We start from the raw sequence: 25,536 nt of genomic DNA, 5'->3' as shown, positions 1-25,536 counted from the left end.
CGGCCACCAGCAGTTGTCGCTGTTCAACGCCCATTACGACGAGCGCTGCTTCCTGCCCATCCACATCTACGACACGGCGTCGGGGCGGCCGGTGGCGATGATCCTGCGGCCGGGCAAGACGCCGACCGGCACCGAGGTCCGCAGTCATCTGCGTCGTCTGGTCCGGCGTATCCGCCGTCACTGGCCCGCCATACAATTCTGAGCGCCCTGGTGAATAGGACGGGCTAACTGCACGATGTCGGGTCTATCGAAAGCCATCTCCGTCTCAACCACGCCTTACGAAACATAGCCTCGGAAACATACCACCACTCCGGTCCTATTGGTTATCGGTATCCCGCAAGGTCTTGACCATGCTCAACCCAAACACCTCCGATGCACCGGCGAGATAAAGCCTGGACGCGACGAACTGCATCGGCACTCCAGACTGATATTTGTCGTCGATCAGAACAATTGAAGACCCCTCGGGAAGGTTTGGCTCGAAAATCAGCCCAGCCAGCTCCAAAGCATCCCACTTCTGGTCCAGGAGAGCGTCTTTGAGCGCCCCCTTATCTCGAGAAAACTTAAATCTGTCGGTCACGTTCTCTCGCCCAGAAAGGGCTGATGCGGACTCCGGTTGATTGATTCGTGATTTGAGGGATTCCCGGCGGGGTTGGAAGAATCTAGAATCGGAAGCCATGATTCGGCAGAGGAGGCTGAGCATGGCGGTTACGGTTGCGGATCATCTGAGTGTGTCGGAGTTGGAGGCTTGCTATCGGTCTTCGAGCGAGACTGTGGCGAAGAGCCACTATCATGCAATCTGGCTTTTGGCGAAGGGGCGCGGCATCCGCGAGGTGGCGGAGGTTCTCGGGTTCGCGCCCCGCTGGGTTGAACTTTTGGTGGCGCGCTACAACGTCGATGGCCCTGGGTCTCTTGGTGACCTGCGACGCGGCAACGGCCGTCCGGCGCGGATTCTGACCGACGAGGTATTGATGGCGCTGGCGGATCGGCTGCGCGAGCCACCCGATGACGGCAGCTTATGGACGGGTCCCAAGGTGGCGTCGTGGATCGCGGCCCGGCTTGGCCTGACCAAGGTCCATCCGCAACGGGGCTGGGATGCCTTGAAGAGGATCGAATGGTCGATCCAGGTTCCCCGTCCGCGCCATCCGCGGGCGGCCGGTGCCGACGAGCACGAGACGCTCAAAAAAACATCGACGCGGCGATCAATGAAGCGCGTGACCGCCACCCCGGCAAGCCGGTCGAGGTCTGGGCCACAGACGAGCACCGCCTCGGGCTGAAGCCGGTCCATCGTCGGGCCTGGGCGCCGGTGGGGGAGCGTCCCATCGCCCTTGGCCATCACCGTTTCGAATGGCTTCACCTCATCGCCTTCGTCGAACCGACCGGCGGCGAAACCGTGTGGTACCTCGTCAATGCCGTAAACAAGCCTCTGTTCGAAGCCGTTCTCGACACCTTCGCCAAGGACGTCGGCGCCGGCCACGACCGCGTCATCGTCCTGGTACTCGACAACGCCGGATGGCATGGCCCCGCCGGCCTGGCCGTCCCGGATGGCATCATCCTGGTCTTTTTGCCGCCCTACAGCCCGGAACTCCAGCCCGCCGAATGCCTGTGGCCCCTGGTCGATGAACCCGTCGCCAACAGGCATTTTCAAACCCAGGCCGAACTCGACACGGTGATCGCAGAAAGGTGCTTGGCCTTGGGCAGGGAAACCATTCGCGCCCACACAGACTTCCATCGGTGGCCGCAGCCCTTCAGGCCGAACTGATTAACCGGATTCCGTATCAGACGCCGGGCGGGCTTTGGGCGCGAAGCGCGGCCCGTAGCCGGGCTCGCTCAGACGCCGCGCGGGCTTTATGCGCGAAGCGCAGCCAGCTCAGCGCGGCTGTACGATCCGGCTGGAATCGCGGCCGCGCACCGGCGTGCGCGGCACACGGGCACCGCGATTGAAGGCCGCCTTGGTGACCATGACCACCTTCAGGCCCCAGCCGGTCAGCGCCGCCAGCAAGCCGCCGGCCATGGCCGCCGGGGCCGAGCCGAAGGCGCCGACCAGCAGCAGCACCATCGACACCCAGCGGATCGCCTGCAGCACCCGGACCTCGGGACGGACGAACCATTCCAGCGTGCCCTCGGGCGCCTTATCGCGCTTCAGGGCCAGGCGATAGGCCTCACGCGCGGCCTCGCGGGCCATGGCCATGGCCAGGGCCGCCGACACCATCATCGGCGCCGGCTCGCCCAGCACCAGGAACAGGCCGGTGCCCTCGGCCGCCGCCGTCATCATGATTAGCGGCACGGTGCGGATGTGCGACCAGGCCGGAATCGCCTTGGCGGCCCGCAGGATGCGGGCCTGGCAATAGATGAAGCCCACAGAGAAGAACACCGCCACCGCCAAAAGCGCGGGATGGCCGAACCACCAGAAGCCGGCGCCGGCCGCCATCAGCGGCGCCGCCAGGATGCCTTCACGGGTCATCCACGAGGTCTGGGGATGGAAGAACACATGCAGCGCCCGCCACGGCTTGCCGATTTCCAGCCACACCATCGACAGCCCCAGCCCGATAAAGGCCAGGCCGGCCAGCAGCGGCAGGGTGACGTCCAGGCCCAGCAGCCAGCCCAGGCCCGAGGCGACCACCAGGCCGGTGCCGGTGCCGCCGCCGATGAAGTTGGCCGCGGCGCGCAGGTCCCAGGAATTCTGCAGCCTGGCGGTGATCATCTGCTTCATGGTGCCCCCTTGTCCCAAAGATAATAGAAGCCGGGGCCGGTGCCCTCTTCCTCGTGTTGGCGGAAATATTTGTTGTTCTTGATCAGCTGCGACACGTCGCTGTTGGGATCGTGCAGATCGCCGAAGCGCAGCGCGCCCGAGATGCAGCCCTGGACGCAGGCGGGTGTCGCCTCCATGTCGCGGCCGGGCACCAGGCCCTTGGCCAGGCCTGCATCGATGCGGTCGATGCAGAAGGTGCATTTCGACACCACGCCGTCGAATTCGGCCGGATTGCTGCGGGCCTGGTCGGCGGCGTTGGCCTCGCCGTAGGAATAGGCCAGATCCTCGACCTTGAAGCGGGCGTCGTAGGGGCAGGCCATGATGCAGTACGAACAGCCGATACACAGGTCGTAATCGATGGTGACCAGTCCGTCGGCCCGTTTGCCGGTGGCGGTCGAGGGGCATACCTCCATGCAGGGCGGCTTGTCGCAGTGATTGCACCCCGTCGGCAGGAAGACGCGGCTGACGTCGGGATATTCGCCGGCCTCGATGTCCAGCACGCGGCGCCATTGCACGCCTACGGGCGTGCCGTTGTTTTCCTTGCAGGCGGCGGTGCAGGTCTGGCAGCCGACGCACCGGCGCAGGTCGGCGACCATCACATAGCGGGTCATCGAATTTCTCCCCGTTCGGCCGGCAGGCGCGCGTCACCATCGGCGGCTAGCCGCCAGGCGTGGGAATAGACAGTGTGGCGGCCCTGGCGGGCGAAGCCGACCAGCGTGACGTTCAGGTCGTGCGCGGTGCGGATGGCCAGGGCGGTGGGGGCCGACACCGCCACCAGCATGCCGCACCCCGAGGCGGCGGCCTTTTGCACCATCTCATAGCTGGCGCGGCTGGTGACCAGCATGGCGCCCTGGCCGGCATCCAGCCCAGCCTGGGCCAAGGCGCCGATCAGTTTGTCCAGGGCGTTGTGGCGGCCGACATCCTCGCGCACATGGTGCAATTGGCCCAAGGCATCGATCCAGCCGGCGGCATGGGCCGCCCCGGTCATGCCCTGCAGGGATTGGCGGGCGGCCAGCCGGTTCAGCGCCACCGCTAGCCGGTCGGGCTGGAAGCAGGTGTCGGCGGCGACCGGTTGGATGTCACGGAACACCTGATCCAGGCTGTCGGTGCCGCACAGGCCGCAGCCGGTGCGCCCGGCCAGCGAGCGGCGGCGTTCCTTCAGCCGGGCGAAGCAGCGCCCGGTGATGTCCAGGCGGATGCGGATGCCCCGCTCCAGGGTGTCGATGGCGATGTCGGTGATATCGCGGCGGTGATCGACCAGCCCCTCGGTCAGCGAGAAGCCGATGGCGAAATCCTCGAGATCGGCCGGGCTGGCCAGCATCACCGCGTGGGACAGGCCGTTATAGTCCAGGCTGACCGGCACCTCTTCGGCCACCCAATCCTGGCAGGCTTCCAGGCGACCGTCGGCCCAGCGCTCGACATCGGTCGAGGCCAGCGTCGGGGCCGGCTGCTCGGGTCCGTGGGCGGGGGGCTGGCTGGGGCGCTCGATGCGGGTCTTGATCATCGGGCGTCCTCCGCCAGCGGGCCATCGACCTTGGTCACCGAGACGCGGACCAGATCGGCGCCCGATCCGGTGGCGTCGGTCAGTTCCATCGACAGCGGGATCACCTTGTTCAGCGACGGGAAGTTCAGGTCCTTGGCGTACGGGGTCTTCCAGTGGGCGTACTGGCCCTGGACGACGATGGTGTCTGGGCGGCAGCCCTGGACCAGGGCGGCCTTGCCACGGGTGAAGGAAATCGGCGAGCGCACCTCGACCCAGTCGCCGGCCTTGATGCCCAGCTTCTTGGCGGCTCCGGCATTCATCACCACCGAGCCGTGGCCGCGCAGGTTCTGCGCCACCTCGTTCATCAAGGGGATGCCGGCATTATTGCCGGTGGTATAAGGCATCGACTTGGTGGTGACCGCCCAGAACGGGTAATCGTCGGGATGGCCGCCCAGGTCGCGGGTCGATTTCAGCCAATGGTGCGGCACGTCGTGCCAGGTCGGCAGCGCCTGGTATTCCTTGAGCTGGGTGTCCCACCAGTGGATGTCGTGTTCGTGCAGGCGCCGGCCCAGCTCGATGCCGGCCTTCAGCAGCCGTTCCTGATAGGGCATCTCGAAGCGCAAGCCCTGGTCTTCCATGGTCGGCAGCAGGTACCAGTCCTTCTTCTCGAAGGGCACCACGAACAGGCCGTTGGTCTTCAGCCAGGCCAGATCCTTGACGTCGGCGCCGTCGGTCAGCTCGTGGGTCGCGGCCTTACACACCGCGTCCCAGATGGTCTCGACGTCGTGCACCTGATCGATGGCCAGGGAATAGTCGTAATGCTCGCGCTTCAGGGGCACCAGGGCGGCGCCCCGGTTGATGGCGGTGTTATAGGCCTCGAGCAGGCCGGCGCGGCGGCAGATCTCGGTGGTGATCCAGGTGAAGTCACGGGCCTCGCCCTGGGGTTCGACCGCCGGCTGGCGGATGATGATGCCGGCATGTTCCCAATGCTGCTCGACGAACTTGGTGCCGCCGACGCGGATGATCTGGGTGCTTTCCAGATCGGTGGCGTCGGGCAGCAAGATATCGGCCATGTGGTTGGTTTCGTCCATGGTATAGGCGAAGGCCACCACGAACGGCATCTTGGCCATGTTCTCGATGATCTGGTCGGTGTCCCAGAACGAGATGGCCGGATTGGTGCGGAAGGCGAACCACAGATCGGGAGGGTTGGGCTTGGCCCATTCCTTCGGCGCGTCCTTCAGGAACATCCAGGCCAGGTGGGTCGGCCCCAAGGCCTGGGCCCACGAGGAATCGCCGACGATGGGGATCAGCGGCTTGTGGGCGTTTCTGCCGGTCGGCTTGTCGGCCCATTTGCCCTTGCCGGTGGCGTTCAGCTTGTTGGCCATGAAACCGTCCTCGCCGGGCTTGACCGAGGCCAGGCGATTCTCGTGCGGGCGGTTCAGCCGCACCGTGGTGCCCAGCGTTCCACCGGGCACTTCCAGGGCGCCGACCAGGCAGGCCAGCATGGTGCGCGCCCAGCAGCATTCAAAGGCGCCCCAGCCGTTATTGACGGTCTTGCCCAGCGTGATCGCCACCGGGCGGAACGGCAGGGTGCGCCCGCCCACCACGATGGTCTCGCCGATGCAGGCATTGTCCAGGAACTCGGTCGCGACGTGGCGGATGGTGCCGGCCGGCACGTCGCACACCTCGGCAGCCCATTCCGGGGTATAGGGGCGCATGGTGTCGCCCATCACCTGGAAGGCCGAGCGGGCGGCGACATGGTCGTAAGCGATGCGTTCGTCGTCGGGACCGTGGGCGGCGACGTTGCGCACCTCGAAGGTGCCATCCAGCGCCGGGCGGATGCCGGGGCTGTCGTGGGGGACGGCACGTTCGGAAACCTCGTCCCACACCAGCGGCTTGCCGCTGTCGGGATCGCGCAGATACCAGCCGTCGGGGCCGACCAGATAGGGTGACGCCGTGCGGTCCTTCAGGAAGGCCAGGTCCAACTGGTCGCGCCTGGCCTCGTGCAGCAGGACGTGGACCATCGCCAGCATGAAGGCGGCGTCGGTCTTGGGGCGGATCGGCACCCATTCGGCCGAGCAGGCCCCGGTCGGCGACAGATGCGGCTCGATCTGGATGCGCTTGATGCCGCGGATGCGGGCGTCGGCATGGCGGCGCACCGCGCACGGGCCGCCCGATACCTCGACATTGGTGCCGAACGACAAGATCAGCCGGGTCTGCACGGTGTCGGCGCAGACGGTGAAGGCGCGATGCCAGAATTCGCCGTACAGATGTTCGGAATGGACGCATTTGACGCCCTGGCCCGAGCCGAAGCTGAAATCGATGGCGCCCCAGGCGGCCAGGAAGGCCGGAAAGGTGCCCATGTAGCTGGCCGGGGTGCCGCCATGGCCGAAGGTGGCGGCGACGCGCGGCATGGAATTCTCGTCCAGCTTGCCGGTGGCCTCGATGTCCTTAAGCTTGGCCGCCACCGCGTCCAGCGCCTCGTCCCACGAGATGGCGACGAAGCCCGGGTCCTCGTGGCGGCCCTTCTTGGGGTTGGTCCGCTTCATCGGGGTCAGGACGCGGTCGGGGTTATAGGTCTTCTGCACCAGGCCATAGGCCTTGACGCAGGGGCGCCCGTGCGCCGGGTGGATGCCGATGGCGTCGTGGTTGGGGGCGATGGCGGTGGCGATTCCATCCTTGACCCGGACGGTCATCAGATCGGGGCCCGAGACGCAATTATAGCAATAGGAGGGAACCGAGGTGACCGCTTCCGGCACGGCTTTCTGCTTCAAGCTCATCCGATGACTCCCGCCGCAATGCGGCATGGGGTTTCGCACTTCTTGTTGCTGCTGACCCAAGAGACGAGTCGAAAACGTATCGGGAAGTCGAGATTTATGGCCGGTGCGGCGTAACCGCCACGAAATACGGCGTTTCGTCCTCCCCGGACGCATTATCACAGGCGTCATGTTCGCGCCATTGACTGAAATATAATACAGAATGACGTCTTTGGTCAATCATTCTGTATCGCAATGACGAATCCGCCGGGAATTTGAGGGATTGCGCCGGGCGAAACGGTGGGTAGGATGTGCGCCGACCCGCATCCATCCGGCCTATTGATGACCCAGGATCAAGCCGCCATCGTCGCCCGATTGCTCGACCGCCTGAAGCCGAAGGCGAAGTCGCTGATCGTCACCGTCTATGGCGACGCCATCGCCCATCACGGCGGCAATGCCTGGCTGGGCAGCGTCATCGCCTTGGTCGAGCCCTTGGGCTTGAACGAGCGCATCGTGCGGACCTCGGTGTTTCGGCTGTCGAAGGAAGAATGGCTGGTGTCCAGCCAGCTGGGCCGGCGGTCCTATTATCGCCTGACCGAAAGCGGGCGGCGCCGGTTCGAGGCCGCGCACGAGCGCGTTTACCGCCCATCGACCCGGCCGTGGGACGGCCGCTGGACCCTGGTGATCACCTCGGGCGCGGTGCCGCCCGGCGAGGACCGCGAGGCGCTGCGCCGTGACCTGGGCTGGCTGGGCTTCGGCCAACTGGCGCCCGGAATCAAGATCCACCCCGATCCCGACGAGACGGCGTTGCGTCTGTTGCTGGCGGATTCGCCGGCGGCCCGCAACGCGGTGGTGATGCGGGCGGAAACCTTGGCCTTGACCGCGTCGGAAGGCCTGGGCGACATCATCCGCTCGTGCTGGGACCTGGACCGCCTGGGCGCCGACTACACCGAGTTCCTGGAAACCTTCCGGCCGGTGTGGCAGGCGCTGAAGGACGATCCCGACCTGGATCCGCAGACCTGCTTCGTGGTGCGCACGCTGCTGATGCACGGCTATCGCCGCGCCTTGCTGCGCGATCCGATGCTGCCCGACGAATTGTTGGGGGCCGACTGGCCCGGCACCGCCGCCCGCCAGCTGTGCCGCAATCTTTACCGTCTGGTTCAGGCCCCGGCCGAACAGCACCTGATGGCGGTGCTGGAAACCGCCGAAGGTCCGGTTCCCGAGGCCCATCCCAGCTATTACGCCCGTTTCGGCGGCCTGTAGGGGGCGGGGCCATGAATGCGCCCATCGCCGCCATCCGCCAGGGACCGGGGGCGGCGGCGCTGTTGGCGTCGTTCGCCCATGAATTGGCGGGGCGCGGCGTGGCGGTCCGGGGCCTGATCCAGAAGCCGGGCGGCCGGTTGATCGATCTGGCCAGCGGTCAAAGCTTTCCCATCTTGCAGAATCTGGGCACGGGCTCGAAATCCTGCCGGGTCGATCCCAGGGGTGTGGCCGAGGCGTCCGAGACCTTGCGCGCCGCCATTGCCCAAGGCGCCGATCTGGTGGTGGTCAACCGCTTCGGCAAGCTGGAGGCGCACGGCCAAGGCCTGGCCGCCGAAATGCTGGCGGTGATGGCGGCGGGTATACCCCTGTTGACCCTGCTGGACCTGGCCAACCTGGCCCGCTGGCTGGATTTCACCGGCGGTCTGGGCACGGTGCTGGCCCCCGAGCGGGCCTCGGTCCAGGCGTGGTGGGCCGGCCTGGGCGACTGATCACCGATCCTTGGCGTGGTATTCGCGGTTGGGGATCATGTCCAGGCCGTGGGCCAGGCGGTTGGTGTAGTTGAAGAAGCCGACCACGTCGCAGATATCGAAGATGTCGTCGTCGGAAAATCCCACCGTCCGCAAGCCATCGCGGTCGGGCTCGCCCACCTCGCGCGGGGTCTCGGTCAGTTTCCAGGCGAAATCCAGCATGGCGCGGGTGCGGGCATCCAGTTCGGCGACGCGGTAATTCATCACCATCATCTCGCCCAGTTCGGGGTCGCCCGACAAAGCGCGCACCGCCTGGCCGTGCGCCACCAGGCAGTAATAGCAGCGGTTGGCCGACGACACGATTACGGCGATCATCTCGCGGTCCAGCTTGCTAAGGCCCGATTCGCCCAGCATCAGCTCGTTATAGAAACGCGAGAAGGTGCCAAGCTTGGCCGGCCGACCGGTGAAGGCGGTCAGCACGTTGGGAACCAGGCCCAGCTTTTCCTCGCACTTGGCGAAGTATTTTTGGGTGTCGGCATCATAGGCGGCCGGGTCGGGCAGGGCGACGCGGACGATATGGTCGGGTTGGGGCATGTCAGCGTCCTTTGTCGTCGGGGGTGTCGGCCAGGCACATCATGGTAGCGAGAACCGTGGCGACATGGCCGCGCTTGCCGCCCTGGATTCCATAGACGTCGGCCTTGACCACCGACAGGGTGCGGCCGGGCTTGACCACCTCGGCCACCGCCTCCAGCCGCTCGCCGGCAGCCGGGTTCAGAAGGTTGATCTTCAGCTCGGTGGTCAGCACGCTGGCCCCCTTGGGCATCAGCGAGAAGGCTGCGTATCCGGCGGCGGTATCGGCCAGGGCCATGGTGGTGCCGGCATGCAGGTAGCCGTGCTGCTGGCACAGATCGGGCCGATGGGCCAGCGACAAGGTGCACTGGCCGGGCTGCAGGCGGTCGATTCCGGCGCCCATGGTGGACATCAGGGCCTGGCGGGCGAAGCTGTCCTCGCAGCGCGCCCGCCAGTCCGGGTCCTTAGGGCTAAAGCCGGCCATCTGTCAGTTGCCCATCAGCACCGGCAGGGTCATGTGCTTGAGCACATAACGCGTCCCCGAGCCGCGCAGCCGCGACAGGCCGTACTGGCCGTGCGCGCCCATCACCATCAGGTCGGCGCCCAGGTCGCAGGCCCGAGACAGCAGCATGTCCATCTTGCCGATATTTTCGTCGGGCAGATGCTCGCCCTCGGCATTGATGCCGTTGGCCTTCAGGTGATCGACGATGTCGGTCGCCGGCATGGCCGACAGGGCGTCCATGGCGGCATCGGCGGATTTTGGCCGCATCGACAGCACCGTCACCGACTTGGCCGCCTGCAGCAGGGTCAGGGAATCGTGGATGGCGCGGGTGGCCTCGCGGCCGGCGTTCCATGCCACCACGCAGCGTTCGGCGACGCTGGCGACGGCGCCGGCATAGGGGATCACCAGCACCGGGCGGCCGCCATGCAGGATGACCTGTTCCGCCAGATCGTCGCCGACATTGCTGGACGAGGAATTGTACTGGCCCATCACCACCAGGTCGAAATAGCGGGCGCAGAACACCGTCTCGCCCTCGACCATGCCGGCCTCGCCGTGCGGCAATTGCCACCAGCGGGTTTCCACGCCGGCGCCGTCGGTCAATTGGGCGAACAGCTTGGCCCCGGTCTCTTGCGCCAGGCGCAGATGGTCGCTGGCCTGGCGGGCCATGGCGCTGGTCCGCTGCGGGTCGTTGCGGGCGAACAGGGCGGTCAGGCGGGCGCCGTGACGCTTGGCCAGGCCGCGCGCGACCTCGATCAGGATGCGGTCGCGCTCGCCGCCGTCCAGATGAACCAGAATGTCCTTCATCGCTTGCCCCTCTCTTAATTCGCCAACAGCGCGCGGGAAATCACCAGGCGCTGGATGTCGCTGGTCCCTTCATAGATCTGGCAGACCCGCACGTCGCGATAAATCCGCTCGACCGGGAAGTCGGCCAGGTAACCATAGCCGCCCATGGTCTGGATGGCGGCCGAGCACACGGCCTCGGCCGTCTCGCTGGCCAGCAGCTTGGCCATGCAGGCTTCCTTCAGGCAAGGAATGCCGGCATCGCGCAGGGTTGCCACATGCAGCACCATCTGTTCGGCCGCCTCGACCCGCATGGCCATGTCGGCCAGGCGGAAGGCCACCGCTTGATGCTCGCAGATCGGCTTGCCGAACTGGCGCCGTTCCTTGGAATATGAAACCGCGTGATCCAGGGCGGCACGGGCCATGCCGACGCTTTGGGCGGCGATGCCCAGGCGTCCGCCTTCCAGGTTGGCCAGGGCGATCTTCAAGCCCTCGCCTTCCTGGCCCAACAGGCAATCGGCCGGGATGCGCATGTCGTCGAAGGTGATGGCGCAGGTGTCCGACGAATGCTGGCCCAGCTTTTCCTCGATCCGCGCCACGTTCCAGCCGGGCGTGTCGGTCGGCACCACGAAGGCCGACAGGCCCTTCTTGCCGGCGCTGGGGTCGGTGACGGCGAAGACGATCGCCACCTTCGCGTTCTTGCCCGAGGTGATGAATTGCTTGGCGCCGTTCAGCACGTAATGGGCATTGCCGTCCTTGACGGCGCGGGTCTTGATGGAAGCGGCGTCCGAGCCGGCTTCCGGCTCGGTCAGGCAGAAGCAGCCGATGGCCTCGCCCCTGGCCATGGGCCGCAGGAACCGGTCCTTCTGTTCATCGGTGCCGTAATCCAGGATCGGCTTGCAGCAGACCGAATTGTGCACGCTCATGATGGTCGAGATGGGGCCGTCGCCGGCCGCCACTTCCATGATGGCGGCGGCATAGGAGACGTAATCGGTGCCGGCGCCGTCCCATTCGGGCGGCACCACCATGCCCAGGAAGCCCAATTTGCCCAACTCGGCCAATTCCTCGGCCGGGAAGCGATGCTCGCGGTCGCGGGCCGCGGCGCCGGGGGCCAGTCGCTCGCTTGCGAAGGCGCGCGCCGTCTCGCGGATCAGCGCCTGTTCCTCGGTCAGGATCATGCAACCAGCTCCAGGCCGATGGCGGTGGCCTCGCCGCCGCCGATGCACAAACTGGCGATGCCGCGCTTTTGGCCGGCAGTCTTCAGGGCGGCCAGCAAGGTCACAATGACGCGGGCGCCCGAGGCCCCGATGGGATGGCCCAGAGCGCAGGCGCCGCCATTGACGTTGACCTTGTCGTGGGGCAGGTCCAGGTCGCGCATGGCGGCCATGGTCACCACCGCGAAGGCCTCGTTGATCTCGTAAAGATCGACCGAGCCAGCCGACCAGGACAGCTTGTCCAGCAGGCGTTGGATGGCGAAGACCGGGGCGGTGGTGAACAGATTGGGGGCGTGGGCGAAGGTGGCGTGCCCGCACACCATGGCCAGCGGAGTGGCGCCCAGCTTCTCGGCCTGGCTCATGCGCATCATCACCAGGGCGGCGGCGCCGTCGGAAATCGACGAGGAATTGGCCGCAGTCACCGTGCCGCCGTCCCGGAAGGCCGGCTTCAAGGTGGGGATCTTGTCGGGCCGGGCCGACTTGGGCTGCTCGTCCTCGGCGATGATGGTGTCGCCCTTGCGGGACTTGATGGCGACGGGGGCGATCTCTGCCGCAAAGCGGCCTTCCGTCATCGCCGCCAGCGCACGGTTCAGCGAGGCGATGGCGAAGGCGTCCTGGGCCTCGCGGGTGAATTGATAGGATTGGGCGCATTCCTCGGCGAAGGTGCCCATCAGCCGGCCCTTGTCATAGGCGTCTTCCAGCCCGTCCAGGAACATGTGGTCCAGCACCTTGCCGTGGCCCATGCGATAGCCGCCGCGCGCCTTGTCCAGCAGATAGGGCGCGTTGGACATGCTTTCCTGACCGCCGGCCACCACGCAGGCGGCCGAGCCGGCCACCAGCAGATCGTGAGCGAACATCGCCGCCTTCATGCCCGACCCGCACATCTTGTTGATGGTGGTGGCTCCGGCGGCGTCGGGGATGCCGGCACCGCGCGAGGCTTGGCGCGCCGGAGCCTGGCCCTGGCCGGCCGGCAGGACGCAGCCCATGATCACCTCGTCGACCGCGTCGGGCTGAACGCCGGCCCGTTCCAGCGCCGCCTTGATGGCGGTTGCTCCCAGCTGGCTGGCGGTCAGGCCGGCCAGCTCGCCCTGGAAGCCGCCCATGGGGGTGCGGGCGTAGCCAGCGATGACGATGGGATCATGGGTCATGGCGTGAGGTCCTTTAACGCGGAAACCAGTTGAGTGTAGAATGGGACGAATAGCGGTGGAACACGACCATGCCGGGCATTCCTTCCCTCGACGACATTGTTCGAGTCCTCAAGGATCACGAGACGGACTTCAGGGCCTGCGGCGTGACGCGGTTGACCGTCTTCGGGTCGGTCGCGCGTGGCGATGCCACCGAGGACAGCGACATCGACCTGGTGATTGATTACGATTCCGACAGCCGTTTTTCCCTGCTGACCTTGGCCGACGTGCAGATGAACGCCACGTCCTGGCTGGGCCGTAAGGTTGATGTTGTCAGTCGGCGGGCCTTGAAGAGCCGCTTTGCGGCTTTCGTGGAACGAGACGGCGTCGATGTATTCCCGGCCTAGGATCGAGGCCTGGCTGGGCCGTTGCGACGACATTCTGGATGTCGTTGAGCGGGTCGGGGCGTATCTGGCGAAAACCGAGCATGAGACTTTCCTGGCCGACGATTGGTCGGTCGGGGCGCTGTGCTTCCAGATCATCATCATCGCCGAGGCCAGCAAGGCCCTGGCCCCCGGCCTCGAGGAGCGCCGTCCCGAGGTTCCCTGGCGTCGGATTTGGGCGATGCGCAATATCCTGGCGCACGAATACGGCAGCATCGACCCACACCTGGTGTGGGTCGTCGCGACGGCCGAACTGGATGTCGTGCGTGCTGCCATGATTGCCGAGCGCGAGTGGCTCGTCTCCCTTTAAGCCATGTTGATGATGATGGTCTTCTTGTGGGTGAAGTGTTCCAGCATGGATTCCAGCGACGCCTCGCGCCCCAGGCCCGAGGTCTTGACCCCGCCATAGGACAGGTTGGGCTGGACCACCAGGTTCTGGTTCACCTGGACGAAGCCGGCTTCCAGGCGCCGGGTGGCGTCCATGGCGGTCTTCAGGTCGCGGGTCCAGATGGTGGCGGCCAGGCCGTATTCGCTGTCGTTGGCCTGTTCGATGACGCTGTCGAAGTCCTTCCACTTGATGACGCAGCAGACCGGCCCGAAGATTTCTTCCCGGGCGATGCGGTCATTGTTGGTCACCCCGGTGAAGATGCGCGGCTGGACGAACAGGCCCTTGGCCAGCTTGGGATCGGTCGGCATGGAAGAACAGGCCAGCTCGGTCGCACCCGCCGTCTCGCGGCCCAAAGCGATATAGGACTGGACCCGGTCGAACTGGCCGCCGGAAATGATGGTGCCGATATCGGTCTTCTCGTCCAGCGGGTCGCCCATCACCATGGCATCGACCTTGGCCTTCAGGGCGGCGACGAAGGCATCGTGGATGTCTTCATGGACGAAGATGCGCGACGCGGCGGTGCAGCTTTGGCCCTGGCGGGTGAAGCGCATGCCGGCGATGGCCCCTGCCAGCGCCTTGTCGGTATCGGCGTCGGCGCAGACGATCATCGGGCTCTTGCCGCCCAGTTCCAGGGTCACCGGGATCAGCTTCTCGGCCGCCGCCTTATAGACGATGCGGCCGGTCTCGACCGAGCCGGTGAAGCTGACCTTCTTGACGTCGGGGTGCGCCACCAAGGGGGCGCCGCATTCCGGGCCGAAGCCGGACAGGATGTTGAACACGCCGGCCGGCAGCACCGAATTCATGATCTGGGTCACACGCAGCACGGTCAGCGGCGATTCCTCGGCCGACTTGACCACCACCGAATTGCCGGCGACCAGGGCGGCCGCCGCCTTCATGGCCATCAGCAGCAGTGGCACGTTCCACGGGATGATGGCGGCGACCACGCCGACCGGCTCGCGCACGGTCATGGTCATCATGTCGGGATGGAAGGGCACGGTCTCGCCCTTCAGTTCGCTGCCCAGACCGCCGAAGAAGGTGAACATGTCGGCCAGCACCCCGGCCTCGACCCGGCTTTCGGTCCTGAGCGCCTTGCCGGTCTCGAGCGCGATCAGGCGGCCCAGCTCCTCGACATGGTTGACCAGCACCCGGCCGCATTCGGCCACCAGCTTGCCGCGCTGGCGGGCCGGCAGCTTGGCCCAGCCCTTCTGCGCCGCCTTGGCGGCGGCGACGGCGGCGTTGACGTCGGCTTCGTCGCCGAAGGGGGCGGTGCCGATCTCGGCCCCGGTGGCCGGGTTGTTGACCGGGAAGGTCTTGCCCGAACGGCCGGCCTGGAAGGCGCCGTCATAGAAATGCTTGCCCGACAGCGCGCGAGCCAGGGCGAAGGGATCGAGATTGGGGGTCAGGTCGAGGGTCATTGTGGATTCCTTTTAGGCTCGCTTGTCTTCGATGACCTTGCCGTCATTGGGCAGGGCGCCGGGCGGATGGAACTGCACCCGGCCCTTCAATTTGCACACCGACTGGATGGTGTCGGCGATGGCCTGGCCGTCACCCGCGCCGTCGGCTTCGACATGCAGGGTCATGACGTCGGCATCGGCTTCCTTTTCCACCACCAGCCGGGCGCGGATGATGCCGGGATGGCGCCCCACCACGTCGGCGACCTGGCGGGGGTGGACGAACATGCCCTTAATCTTGGTGGTCTGGTCGGCCCGGCCCATCCAGCCCTTCAGGCGGATGTTGGTGCGCCCGCACGGGCTTTGGCCGGCCAGCACCGCCGACAGATCGCCGGTGGCGAAGCGGATGACCGGGTAATCGGGATTGAAGCTGGTGACCAGCACCTCGCCGACCTCGCCGGCCGGGACCGGATCGCCGGTACCGGGGCGCACGATCTCGACGATGACGCCCTCATCGACCACCAATCCCGCCATCGCCTTGGTCTCATAGGCGATCAGGCCCAGATCGGCGGAGGCATAGGCCTGCAGCACATCGACGCCCAGATCCTTCAAGGAGCCGCGCAAGGGCGGCAGCAAGGCCTCGCCCGAGACGCAGGCCTTGGTCAGGCTGGAATGGTCCCAGCCCATTTCATCGGCCTTTTCCAGGATGGTCTTCAGGAAGGACGGCGTGCCGGAATAGCCGGCCGGCTTCAGGTCGGCGACGGCGCGGGCCTGCAGCTCGGTATTGCCGACACCGGCCGGGAAGACCGGGCAGCCCAGCGCGTGGGCGGCGGTCTCGAACATCACGCCGCCGGGGGTGAAATGGTAGGAAAAGCAATTGTGCAACAGCTCGCCCTTGCGGAACCCCGCGGCATAGAGCGCACGCGCGATGCGCCACCAATCCTTGCCCTTGCCCTCGGGGTCGTAGATCGGCCCGGGCGAGGCGAACACCCGGTACAGCTCGCCGGCAGGCGTGGCGGTCAGGCCGCCGAACGGGGGCTGGGTATTCTGGTGGTCGGTCAGGTCCGACTTCCGGGTCACCGGCAGCTTGGCCAGTTGGGCGCGCCCGGTCACCGCATCGGCATCGATGTCGGCCAGCAGGCGGGCGAAGAAGGGGGCGCGGGCCTTGGCATGCGCGATCTGGGCCGGCAGGCGGCCGAACAGATCGGCTTCGCGCTGGTCGGCCGAGCGGGTTTCCAACTGGTCGTAGAAATCGCTCATCACAGCCACCGCTTCCGACGCTTGTAGGATTTCAGGTTCTTGAAGGATTTCCGTTCCTTGTCGCCGCCCAGATAGAATTCCTTGACGTCCTCGTTGTTGACCAACTCGTCCTTGGTGCCGTCCAGCACGATCTTGCCCGATTCCATGATGTAGCCGTAATCGGCCACCTTCAGCGCCATGCGGGCATTCTGCTCGACCAGCAAGATGGTGATGCCCAGATCCTTGTTCAGCTGTTCGATGATGCCGAACACCTCTTTGACCAGCAGCGGCGACAGGCCCATCGACGGCTCATCCAGCAAGATCATCTTGGGGCGCGCCATCAGGGCGCGGCCGATGGCCAGCATCTGCTGCTCGCCGCCCGACAGATAGCCGGCCAGGCCGGTACGTTCCTTCAGGCGGGGGAAATAGGAATAGACCAGATCGATGTCGTCCCTGATGGCTGCCGCCCCGTCCTTGCGGGTGAAGGCGCCCAGGCGCAGGTTTTCGCCGACCGTCATGTCCTCGATGATGCGCCTTCCTTCCATCACCTGGAAGATGCCGCGCCGCACGATCTCTTCGGGCGCGCGGTTGGCGATGTTCTCGCCCATGAAGCTGACGGCGCCGCGGGTGACTTCGCCGTCCTCGGTGGCCAGCAGGCCGGAAATCGCCTTCAAGGTGGTCGACTTGCCGGCGCCGTTCGGCCCCAGCAGGGTGACGATCTTGCCCTTGGGCACGTCCAGGCTGACGCCCCGAAGCACCAGGATCACGTCGTCATAGACGACCTCGATGTTGTTGACCGTCAGCAGCGATTCTTCCGGCGCCAGTTTCAAAGCGGCTTCACCCATGGTGCGACCATCCTGATCAAGAAAGGAGGGGCGGCCCCCGACAGAGGCCGCCCGGTGACAAACCCGATTACCAGCCCAGCCACTCGGTGCGGCGCGGGATATTGGCGGTGAAGATCTTCTTCATGCCGATATCGGTGCCCTTGACCGAGGCCTGGTAGACCATGACCGAGGTGGTGCCGCGATGATCGTCTTCCTTCCAGGTCGACGGCAGGCAGACACCGTCCAGACCGGCCGGCACCCAATCCTTCTTGGTGTACATGGCCTTCTTGATGTTGGGGCCGGTGACGCCGCCGGGCATGGCCGACGCGGCATCCATCGCTTCCTTCATGTAGAAGGCCGAGCAGACGGCGCGGATGTAGTGGCCCGGGCGGGGCTCGGTGCCCGACGGATCGCTCATCTTCGAGATTTCGCGCACCAGGTTCATGCCGGCATTATTGTCGGCCCAGGTGGCGGCGCCGACCACCCACACCATGCCGTTGGCGGCCTCGCCGGCGGCCTTCAGCGAGGCTTCGTCCATGCCCCAGACGTTACCCATGTATTGGGGCTTGGCGCCGACCGTTTCGCAGCTCTTCAGCAGCGCGATGGTCGAGCCCGAAGTGTTGGCCAGATAGGCGTAGTTGGCCCCCGATTCCTTCAAGGACAGGCACTGGGCCTTGAAATCGCCGGGCTTCAGCGAGTACTGGATCGGGTTCAGGATTTCCAGGCCCTTTTCCTTGGCATAGGCGCCGCAGGCATCCTTGGGCGCGTTCGGATAGGGGTGGTTGTCGCCCATATGGACGAACTTGGCCTTGGCCGTGCCGCCCTTCTTCTTCCAATCGTCGGCGGCCCATTCGACCAGGGCGCGGCAACCGTCGGAATAGCTGGGACCGTAGAAGAAATTGTAGGGCGAGGCCTTGGCCGAGGTCTTGCCCTGGGGGTCGGTCAGATGGCCGGAATAAGAGGCCGAGAAATAGGGAATGGTGTCCTTGGCCACGAACGAGACCAGGGCCTCGGTGTCGCCGGTGCCCCAGCCCTGGATCGCCACCACCTTCTGGTCCAACAGCTTCTTGTAGTGGGCCATGGCGCGCGGCACTTCATAGGCGTAATCGGTGGTCTCGAACGCCAGGGTGCGGCCGCCGACGCCGCCCTTGGAATTGATGTACTTCATGGCGTCGGCGATGCCCTGGGCATAGGGCTTGCCCACCGAACCGGTGGCGCCGGTCAAGTCGGCGATATGGCCGACCGGAATCGGATCGGCGGCATGGGCCATGGTGGACGCCAGCAGGATGGCGGCGCTGGCCAGCAAGGACTTCTTCATGGTGTCTCCTCCCAGTGTTGAACTTTTCATATGGGGCGATGGACCGTTGGCGGCCCTTGTTGTTGTCAGTACGAGAACGGGTAAAGCTTCCAATAGGACTTGATCAGCTTCCAGCGATGGACCAAGCCATCGGGCTCGAAGATCAGGAACAAGATGATGGCCAGGCCGATCGAGGCCTGCTTGGCATAGGCCAGGCCCGAGGTCACCCAGGCGACGTCGCCGGCGATGCCGCGAAGCGCGCCGAAGCCGATTTCCAGCACTTCCGGCAGCAGCACCATGAAGGCGGTGCCCATCAAGGTGCCCATCACGCTGCCCATGCCGCCGATGATGATCATGCCAAGGAACTGGATCGACAGCAGGATGGTGAAGCCCTCGGCCGAGACGAAGCCCAGATAGTGGCCGTAAAGGGCGCCGCCAAGGCCGGCATAGAAGGACGAGATGCCGAACGACAAGATGCGGTACTTGGTGAGGTTGATGCCCATCACCTCGGCCGACAGATAATGGTCGCGCACGGCGACGAAGGCGCGGCCGTCGCGCGAACGCAACAGGTTCGACGCCAACAGCACCATGGTCACCAGCCAGAACAGCACCAGATAGAAATAGCTGCGGTCGCCGGTCAGATCGAAGCCGAACAGGCTGGCGGTGCCGGCCATGGCGCCGGCCGAGCCGCCCGAGAACCAGTCGGCGCGGGCGAAGAAATCTTCCAGGATGAATTGCGAGGCGAAGGTGGCGATGGCCAGGTAAAGCCCCTTCAGGCGCCCGGCCGGAATGCCGAACAACAGGCCCAACAGGGTGGTCATGACGGCGGCCAGCGGCATCGCCAGCAGCACCGGAATGCCGAACTTGTTGTGCAGCCAGGCGCTGGCAAACGCCCCGAAGCCGAAGAAGCCGGCATGGCCCAGGCTGATCTGGCCGGTGCTGCCGACCAGGATGTTGAGGCCCAGCGCCGCGATCGACAGATAGCCGATCTGGATCAGCAAGGTCAGGTGATAATTGCTGATACCCAACTGCGGCAGCGTCAGCAGCACCAGCACGCCGACGACGCAGAAGGCACGGGTGACCGGCGTGTCGAAAAGCGTGGTGTCCTTGGCGTACGACGTCTTGTACTGGCCGCAGGGGATAAGGCTGGTGGAAATCATCGGCCTAGACCCTTTCGATGTTCTTGGTGCCGAACAGGCCGTACGGCTTGATCATCAAGATGACGATCAGCACGTAGAACGGCGCGACGGAATAAAGGTTGCCCAGTTGCAGCCACTGGCCGTCGACATATTCGGCCATGTTTTCCAAGACGCCGATGATCAGGCCGCCGACGATGGCGCCGATCACCGAATCAAGGCCGCCGACGATCACCGCCGGGAACACCTTGATGCCGAAGAAGGAAAGCGCGCCCGACACGCCGTTGACGATGCCGACCACCACGCCGGCCAGGGCCGAGACCATGGCGGAAATGGCCCAGGCCATGGCGAACACCGCCTTGACCGAGATGCCCAGGCTTTGCGCCACCTGCTGGTTGAAGGCGGTGGCCCGCATGGCCAGACCCATGCGCGAATATTTGAAGAACCAGGCGAAGCCGGCCATGATCAGCAGCGACACCACCAGGCTCATCAGATAGGCCGGCTGGACCTGCAGGCCGAACACGTCCACCGACTTGACCGGGAAGATTTCCGGGAAGGGTTGGACGTCGGCGCCGAAGATCCACTTGGTCACCGCCTGGAAGAAGATCGACAGCCCGATGGTGACCATGATCACCGAGATGATCGGCTCGCCGATCAGGGGGCGCAGCACCACCATCTGCAAGATCACCCCGAAGGCCATCATGAAGGCGAAGGTCAGCGGGAAGGCCAGCCAGAAGGGCAAGGCCGCCTCGACCACCATCCACCAGCAGGCCCAGGCGCCGATCAGCAGGAACTCGCCCTGGGCGAAATTGACCACCTGGGTCGATTTGTAGATCAGCACGAAGCACATGGCGACGACGCCGTACAGCGTGCCGACGATCAGCCCGTTGATGAGCAGTTGCACCAGAAGGTTGCTGGTCATGGGGGCGTCTCCTATTGGGCGGCTTGGGCGACGGTGGGATCGGGCAACAAGGTGACCACCGCCAGCTCGGTCTTGACCCGGGTGGTGGTGCCGTCCTGGAAGGTGATGATCGCATCCACCGGCACCATCTCGCGGCCGCCATACATGGCGTCGATGATGTCGCCGTACTTGTCGTTGATGACGCCGCGCCGCACCTTGCGGGTGCGGGTCAGCTCGCCGTCATCGGCGTCGAGTTCCTTATAGAGCAGCAGGAATTTGCGGATGCGCTGCGGCTCGGGCAGGGTGGCGTTGACCTTCTCGACCTCGGCCCGCAGCAGCTCATAGACCTGCGGCTGGGCCGACAGGCTGGTATAGCTGGTGAAGGCGATGCCCTTCTGCTCGGCCCATTTCGACACGATCGAGTAGCGGATGCACAAAAGCGCCGCCAGAGTGGGCTTGTCGGCGCCCAGCGTCACCGCCTCGGCGATGAAGGGCGAGAATTTCAGCTTGTTCTCGATGAATTGCGGCGAGAAGCGCACGCCGTTCGAGGTGGTGGCCAGATCCTTGATGCGGTCGATCACCACCAGATGGCCGTTCTCTTTCTTGACGAAGCCGGCGTCGCCGGTCTTCAGCCAGCCGTCTTCCATGTCGGCCACCGAGGCCTCGGGGTTCTTGTAATAGCCGGCGAACATGCCGTCGGTCTTGGCGACGATCTCGCCCACCCCGTTGGCGTCGGCATTGTCGATGCGGTATTCGGCGTCGTCGAACGGAATGCCGACCGAATCGAAATCGATGTCGTCACCGCGATGGACGGTATAGGCGCCGGCCAGCTCGGTCTGGCCATAGATCTGCCTGAGCGGCACCCCCATGGCCAGGAAGAAGCGGAAGGTGTCCGGCCCCAGGGCGGCACCGCCGGTGGCGGCCGACTTCAGATAGGAAAATCCGATGCGGTCCTTCAGGGCCTTGAACAGGATCAGGTCGGCCAGCCACGACCGCTTGCCCTGGTCCAGCGCCTGCATGCCCAGCTTCATGCCCAGATCGAACATGAAGCGTTTGAAGCGGGTCGAATCCATCATGCGCGAGCGCACTTCCGCCGCGATGGCTTCCCAGGTGCGCGGCGCCAGCAGCACGAAATGCGGGCCGATTTCCCGCATATCGGCCATCATCGTCTCGGGTTCCTCGACGAAATTGACGATGTTGCGGCAGATCAGCGGCTGACCGACGGCATAGATCTGTTCCATGATCCACGGCATCGGCAGCATCGAGACGTAATTGTCGCCGGCCATCTTGGGGTCGGCGCGCAGGTACGCCTTGCAATGGCGCAGGAACGGGCCGGGCTCCAGCATCGCCAGCTTGGGGTTGGAGGTGGTGCCCGAGGTGGTGACCAGGACGGCGACGTCGGTGCCCTTGCCTTCGGCAACCATGCGTTCGAACCGGCCGGGTTCGCTGGCTTCAAGGGCGGCGCCCCGGGCGCGCAGGTCGGTGGCGGAAATCAGTTTGGGATCGCTGTATTTCCTCATGCCGCGCGGATCGAAATAGACGATGTGCTTCAGCGACGGCACCTGATCGGCGATTTCCAGCAGCTTGTCGACCTGCTCCTCGTCCTCGGCCAGCACCACGGCGGCCTGGGTGTAGGTCAGCAGATAGGCCACCTCGGCATTCATCGAATCCTGATAGACGCCCATGGACAGCGCGCCGACCGAATGGGCGGCCAGCTCGCCCCACAGCCATTCCGGCCGGTTCTTGCCCAACAGCGCCACCACGTCGCCCTTTTGGACGCCGATGGCGGCCAGGCCCAAGGCCAGGCTCTTGACCCGGTCCAGGCTGTCGGCCCAGGTGAACAGGTTCCAGATGCCGAATTCCTTTTCGCGGATGGCGACGTCGGCGGGGAAGCGCCGGGCGTTTTCCACCAGCAGCTTGGGAAAGGTGTCGAAGGTATCGACGTCGTTCCAGCTCTCGCTCATATCCAACCCCTAGGCCGCGTCTTCGTCGTCATCGACGCCCAGATAGGCGACCTTGACTCGTTCGTTGTTCATCACCTCGTCGGGCAGGCCGTCGGCGATCTTGCGGCCGAATTCCAGCACGATGACCCGGTTCGAGATGTCCATCACCACGCCCATGTCGTGTTCGATCATCACCACCGTCATGCCCCATTCCTCGTTGAGGTCGACGATGTAGCGGGCCATGTCCTCTTTTTCCTCGAGGTTCATGCCGGCCATCGGCTCGTCCAGCAGGATGATCTTGGGCTCGACCGCCATGGCGCGCGCCAGTTCGACCCGCTTGCGCAAGCCATAGGGCAGGGTGCCGGCGTGCGCTTTCCGGATATGGGTGATTTCCAGGAAGTCGATGATGTCCTCGACCTTGCGCCTGTGGGCCAGTTCCTCTTTCTGGGCGCCCCCCCAGTACAGTGCCCCGCTCAGGAAGTTGTTCTTCAACAGGTGATGGCGGCCGACCATGATGTTTTCCAGCACGGTCATGTGGCCGAACAGGGCCAGGTTCTGGAAGGTGCGGCCGATGCCAAGGGTGGCGCGGTGATTGGGGCTTAAGCCCGTGACGTCGCGGCCTTCCAGGAACACCCGGCCGGCGGTCGGGGTGTAGCGGCCCGAGATGCAGTTCAGCATCGAGGTCTTGCCGGCGCCGTTGGGGCCGATGATCGAGAACAATTCGCCCTTGTTGACGTGGAAGCTGACCTCGGTCAGGGCGCGCACGCCGCCGAAGCCCAAGCTGACGTCGCGGACTTCCAGCACCGGGGAGGTGGCGGCGTTCATCACTTGTCACCCTTCAGCATGCGGATGATGCCGGAGAAATCGACCCCGGCCGAGCCGGCGGCGGCGAACAGGGTGTAAAGCTGGGCCGCTTCGGCCCCCAGCGGCACGGCGGCGCCGGCCTTCGAGGCCGCTTCCACCGCCAGCTTCAGATCCTTCAACATCATGGCGGCGGTGAAGCCGGCCTTGTAGTCGCGGTTGGCCGGAGAGGTCGGCACCGGGCCGGGCACCGGGCAATACGAGGTCATCGACCAGCACTGGCCCGAGGATTTCGAGGCGATGTCGAACAATTTCTGGGCGTCCAGACCCAGCTTCTCGGCCAGCGCGAAGGCCTCGCAGGTGCCGATCATCGAAATGCCCAGCAGCATGTTGTTGCAGATCTTGGCGGCCTGGCCGTTGCCCGGCCCGCCGGCATGGACGATGTTCTTGCCCATGGCTTCCAGGATCGGCAAAGCCTTGGCAAACGAAGCGTCGGAACCGCCGACCATGAAGGTCAAGGTGCCGGCCTCGGCCCCGCCGACGCCGCCCGAGACCGGCGCATCGACCATCAGATGGCCGGAGGCTTCGGCGGCGGCGGCCACCTCGCGGGCGCTGGCCACGTCGATGGTCGAGCTGTCGATGAACAGGCAACCCTTGGGCGCCGCGGCCAGCAGGCCAGCCTCGCCCAGCATCACCGCCTTCACATGCTCGCCGGCCGGCAGCATGGTGACGACGATCTCGGCGTCCCGGGCCACCTCGGCGGCGCTGGCGCAAGCGGTGGCGCCACCGGCGGCGGCGGCCTCGCGGGCGGCCGGGACCACGTCGAAGGCGGCGACCTGATGGCCGGCCTTCAGCAGGTTCTTCATCATCGGGGCGCCCATGTTGCCCAGGCCGATGAAACCGATCTTCGCCATAAGTCTTCTCCCCTTGCTGGTCAGGCCTTGGTCAAGGCCCGGCCGACGATGACGCGCATGATTTCGTTGGTGCCCTCGAGAATGCGGTGGACGCGCAGGTCGCGTAAGAACCGCTCGATGGGATATTCCTTGATGTAGCCGTAGCCGCCGAACAACTGCAGCGCCCGATCCACCACCGAAAAACCGGTGTCGGTGGCCAGGCGCTTGGCCATGGCGCATTGCACCGTGGCGTCGGGCGAGCCGGCATCCAGCAGGCTGGCGGCGCGGTGCAGCAACAGCCGCGCCGCTTCCAACTCGGTGGCCATGTCGGCCAGTTGGAACTGGGTGTTCTGGAAGCTGGCGATGGTCTGGCCGAACTGGCTGCGTTGGCCGGTATAATCGATGGCCAGTTCCAGGCAGCGTCGGGCGCCGCCCAAGGAACAGGCGCCGATATTCAGGCGTCCGCCATCCAGGCCCTTCATGGCGATCTTGAAGCCGTCGCCTTCGGCGCCGATCAGGTTGGCGGCCGGCACCTTGCAATCCTCGAAGATCAGGGCGGCGGTCGGCTGGGACTTCCAGCCCAGCTTCTTTTCCTGCTTGCCGAACGACAGGCCGGGCGTGCCCTTTTCCACCACCAGGCAGGAAATGCCCTTGGGGCCGGGGCCATTGGTGCGGGCCATCACCACATAGACGTCCGACACGCCGCCACTCGAGATGAAGGCCTTCGATCCGTTCAGCACATAATGGTCGCCATCCTTCTCGGCCCGGGTGCGCAAGCTTGCTGCATCGGACCCCGCGCCCGGCTCGGTCAGGCAATAGCTGGCGAAGGTGCGCATCTTGGTCAGATCGGGCAGCCAGCGGCGGCGTTGGTCGTCCGAGCCGAAGCGGTCGATCATCCACGCCGCCATGTTGTGGATCGAGATATAGGCGGCGGTCGAGGGGCAGGCGGCGGCCAGTTCCTCGAAGATCAGCGCCGCGTCCAGCCGGCCCAGGGCCGAGCCGCCGACATCGTCGCCGACATAGATGCCGGCAAAACCCAACTCGGCGGCGGCGCGCAGGGTGTCGGCCGGGAAAATCTCGTGCTCGTCCCAATGGGCGGCATGGGGCGCCATCTCGCCTTCGGCGAAATCACGCGCCGCCTGACGAAACGCTTCCTGATCCTCGGTCAGACCGAACTGCATGGTTCCTCGTCATGGTGCAATGCACAAAACGAACACACGTTTCTTTTTTGGGGAAGCGCCGTCGGCGGTTTTTCCGGACGTTTCAGCCATTTCCCCATCCCAGGCTCTCGCGGCCCGGTTGATTGGTCGTTCAGGGGTAGCATATCGCATTCCACCCGTCCAGCGTCTGTATACGAAATTCGGTATTTTTG

The 25,536-nt window shown here is 65.4% G+C and carries 26 protein-coding genes and 1 pseudogene; 7 read left to right on the top strand and 20 right to left on the bottom strand.

The features are described from left to right. Positions 1–187 (top strand): annotated as a pseudogene (locus A6A05_RS10640) (transposase); the annotation flags it as partial. A 129-nt stretch (positions 188–316) separates the two neighbouring features. Here the strand turns inward: A6A05_RS10640 and A6A05_RS10635 are convergent. Further along, the gene (locus tag A6A05_RS10635; protein WP_082910871.1) at positions 317–577 is read right to left on the bottom strand and encodes a hypothetical protein; all 261 of its coding nucleotides are present in this window, start codon (positions 575–577) and stop codon (positions 317–319) included. 121 nt (positions 578–698) lie between these two features. Between A6A05_RS10635 and A6A05_RS20185 the strand changes: the two genes are divergently transcribed. Both A6A05_RS20185 and A6A05_RS10630 read left to right on the top strand, forming a co-directional pair. Continuing rightward, positions 699–1,274 carry a helix-turn-helix domain-containing protein gene (locus A6A05_RS20185; RefSeq protein ID WP_172822260.1) on the top strand — a complete coding sequence of 192 codons (576 nt, stop codon included), beginning with the start codon at positions 699–701 and terminating at the stop codon, positions 1,272–1,274. Then, complete coding sequence (locus A6A05_RS10630) at positions 1,187–1,759, top strand: IS630 family transposase (protein WP_245644263.1); 573 nt, start codon at positions 1,187–1,189, stop codon at positions 1,757–1,759. Before A6A05_RS20185 ends, A6A05_RS10630 begins: the two co-directional genes overlap by 88 nt. Before the next feature lie 108 nt (positions 1,760–1,867). On the opposite strand, the gene A6A05_RS10625 is transcribed toward A6A05_RS10630, so the two are convergent. Genes A6A05_RS10625 through A6A05_RS10610 form a run of 4 tightly spaced genes read right to left on the bottom strand, consistent with a single transcriptional unit; the run spans position 1,868 to position 7,012 of the window. Then, entirely contained in the window at positions 1,868–2,710 is an 843-nt protein-coding gene (locus tag A6A05_RS10625; RefSeq protein WP_068500428.1) for a hypothetical protein, read from the bottom strand. After that, positions 2,707–3,360, bottom strand: coding sequence for a 4Fe-4S dicluster domain-containing protein (locus A6A05_RS10620; RefSeq protein WP_068500424.1), 654 nt, complete (start codon positions 3,358–3,360; stop codon positions 2,707–2,709). The genes A6A05_RS10625 and A6A05_RS10620 overlap by 4 nt, the downstream gene beginning before the upstream one ends. Continuing rightward, on the bottom strand, positions 3,357–4,253 hold the full coding sequence (gene fdhD / locus A6A05_RS10615) for a formate dehydrogenase accessory sulfurtransferase FdhD (RefSeq protein WP_068500420.1): 897 nt from the start codon (positions 4,251–4,253) through the stop codon (positions 3,357–3,359). The genes A6A05_RS10620 and fdhD overlap by 4 nt, the downstream gene beginning before the upstream one ends. After that, positions 4,250–7,012, bottom strand: a complete 2,763-nt coding sequence (locus A6A05_RS10610; protein ID WP_068500417.1) for a molybdopterin-dependent oxidoreductase — start codon at positions 7,010–7,012, stop codon at positions 4,250–4,252. Before A6A05_RS10610 ends, fdhD begins: the two co-directional genes overlap by 4 nt. A gap of 318 nt (positions 7,013–7,330) precedes the next feature. On the opposite strand from A6A05_RS10610, the gene paaX reads away from it, so the two are divergent. Beyond that, positions 7,331–8,251: a phenylacetic acid degradation operon negative regulatory protein PaaX gene (gene paaX, locus A6A05_RS10605; protein ID WP_068500415.1), complete on the top strand. Its 921-nt coding sequence runs from the start codon at positions 7,331–7,333 to the stop codon at positions 8,249–8,251. A gap of 11 nt (positions 8,252–8,262) precedes the next feature. Beyond that, the gene (locus A6A05_RS10600) at positions 8,263–8,739 is read left to right on the top strand and encodes a DUF2478 domain-containing protein (protein ID WP_068500412.1); all 477 of its coding nucleotides are present in this window, start codon (positions 8,263–8,265) and stop codon (positions 8,737–8,739) included. Here the strand turns inward: A6A05_RS10600 and A6A05_RS10595 are convergent, their stop codons facing one another. The 5 genes from A6A05_RS10595 to A6A05_RS10575 are packed head-to-tail and all read right to left on the bottom strand — an operon-like array spanning position 8,740 to position 12,932. Continuing rightward, a complete protein-coding gene (locus A6A05_RS10595; protein ID WP_068500407.1) occupies positions 8,740–9,312 on the bottom strand; it encodes a peroxidase-related enzyme in 573 nt (190 codons plus the stop codon). 1 nt (position 9,313) lies between these two features. Next, the gene (locus tag A6A05_RS10590) at positions 9,314–9,772 is read right to left on the bottom strand and encodes a PaaI family thioesterase (protein WP_068500404.1); all 459 of its coding nucleotides are present in this window, start codon (positions 9,770–9,772) and stop codon (positions 9,314–9,316) included. Positions 9,773–9,775: 3 nt separating this feature from the next. After that, a complete protein-coding gene (locus A6A05_RS10585; RefSeq protein WP_068500402.1) occupies positions 9,776–10,594 on the bottom strand; it encodes a universal stress protein in 819 nt (272 codons plus the stop codon). Between the two features lie 14 nt (positions 10,595–10,608). Beyond that, positions 10,609–11,748: an acyl-CoA dehydrogenase family protein gene (locus A6A05_RS10580; RefSeq protein ID WP_068500398.1), complete on the bottom strand. Its 1,140-nt coding sequence runs from the start codon at positions 11,746–11,748 to the stop codon at positions 10,609–10,611. Then, on the bottom strand, positions 11,745–12,932 hold the full coding sequence (locus A6A05_RS10575; protein WP_068500395.1) for an acetyl-CoA C-acetyltransferase: 1,188 nt from the start codon (positions 12,930–12,932) through the stop codon (positions 11,745–11,747). The genes A6A05_RS10580 and A6A05_RS10575 overlap by 4 nt, the downstream gene beginning before the upstream one ends. A 68-nt stretch (positions 12,933–13,000) precedes the next feature. Between A6A05_RS10575 and A6A05_RS10570 the strand changes: the two genes are divergently transcribed. Both A6A05_RS10570 and A6A05_RS10565 read left to right on the top strand, forming a co-directional pair. Then, complete coding sequence (locus tag A6A05_RS10570) at positions 13,001–13,315, top strand: nucleotidyltransferase family protein (protein ID WP_068500393.1); 315 nt, start codon at positions 13,001–13,003, stop codon at positions 13,313–13,315. Next, positions 13,299–13,661 (top strand): HepT-like ribonuclease domain-containing protein, encoded by a 363-nt coding sequence (locus A6A05_RS10565; protein WP_068500391.1) that lies wholly within the window; start codon positions 13,299–13,301, stop codon positions 13,659–13,661. Before A6A05_RS10570 ends, A6A05_RS10565 begins: the two co-directional genes overlap by 17 nt. On the opposite strand, the gene A6A05_RS10560 is transcribed toward A6A05_RS10565, so the two are convergent. From A6A05_RS10560 to A6A05_RS10515, 10 genes are all read right to left on the bottom strand, one after another. Then, positions 13,658–15,154, bottom strand: a complete 1,497-nt coding sequence (locus A6A05_RS10560) for an aldehyde dehydrogenase family protein (RefSeq protein ID WP_068500389.1) — start codon at positions 15,152–15,154, stop codon at positions 13,658–13,660. The two genes, A6A05_RS10565 and A6A05_RS10560, sit on opposite strands and share 4 nt — an antisense overlap. A 12-nt stretch (positions 15,155–15,166) precedes the next feature. After that, complete coding sequence (locus A6A05_RS10555; protein ID WP_068500386.1) at positions 15,167–16,390, bottom strand: phenylacetate--CoA ligase family protein; 1,224 nt, start codon at positions 16,388–16,390, stop codon at positions 15,167–15,169. Then, complete coding sequence (locus A6A05_RS10550) at positions 16,390–17,214, bottom strand: ABC transporter ATP-binding protein (RefSeq protein WP_068500382.1); 825 nt, start codon at positions 17,212–17,214, stop codon at positions 16,390–16,392. Before A6A05_RS10550 ends, A6A05_RS10555 begins: the two co-directional genes overlap by 1 nt. A 67-nt stretch (positions 17,215–17,281) precedes the next feature. Beyond that, the gene (locus A6A05_RS10545) at positions 17,282–18,511 is read right to left on the bottom strand and encodes an ABC transporter substrate-binding protein (RefSeq protein ID WP_068500378.1); all 1,230 of its coding nucleotides are present in this window, start codon (positions 18,509–18,511) and stop codon (positions 17,282–17,284) included. 65 nt (positions 18,512–18,576) lie between these two features. Next, complete coding sequence (locus A6A05_RS10540; protein ID WP_068500373.1) at positions 18,577–19,650, bottom strand: branched-chain amino acid ABC transporter permease; 1,074 nt, start codon at positions 19,648–19,650, stop codon at positions 18,577–18,579. Between the two features lie 4 nt (positions 19,651–19,654). After that, positions 19,655–20,548: a branched-chain amino acid ABC transporter permease gene (locus tag A6A05_RS10535; protein WP_068500370.1), complete on the bottom strand. Its 894-nt coding sequence runs from the start codon at positions 20,546–20,548 to the stop codon at positions 19,655–19,657. A gap of 11 nt (positions 20,549–20,559) precedes the next feature. After that, positions 20,560–22,491: a long-chain fatty acid--CoA ligase gene (locus tag A6A05_RS10530; protein WP_068500366.1), complete on the bottom strand. Its 1,932-nt coding sequence runs from the start codon at positions 22,489–22,491 to the stop codon at positions 20,560–20,562. 9 nt (positions 22,492–22,500) lie between these two features. After that, positions 22,501–23,295, bottom strand: a complete 795-nt coding sequence (locus tag A6A05_RS10525; RefSeq protein WP_068500363.1) for an ABC transporter ATP-binding protein — start codon at positions 23,293–23,295, stop codon at positions 22,501–22,503. Then, positions 23,295–24,185 (bottom strand): 3-hydroxyisobutyrate dehydrogenase, encoded by an 891-nt coding sequence (gene mmsB / locus A6A05_RS10520; RefSeq protein WP_068500359.1) that lies wholly within the window; start codon positions 24,183–24,185, stop codon positions 23,295–23,297. Before mmsB ends, A6A05_RS10525 begins: the two co-directional genes overlap by 1 nt. Positions 24,186–24,205: 20 nt before the next feature. Beyond that, positions 24,206–25,345, bottom strand: a complete 1,140-nt coding sequence (locus tag A6A05_RS10515; protein WP_068500356.1) for an acyl-CoA dehydrogenase family protein — start codon at positions 25,343–25,345, stop codon at positions 24,206–24,208. Positions 25,346–25,536: the final 191 nt, after the last annotated feature.

The sequence above is a fragment of the Magnetospirillum moscoviense genome (assembly GCF_001650635.1).
Lineage (GTDB): Bacteria > Pseudomonadota > Alphaproteobacteria > Rhodospirillales > Magnetospirillaceae > Magnetospirillum > Magnetospirillum moscoviense.
Note: the sequence above shows the minus strand (reverse complement) of the source record. Positions and strands in the feature narration are given on the sequence as shown.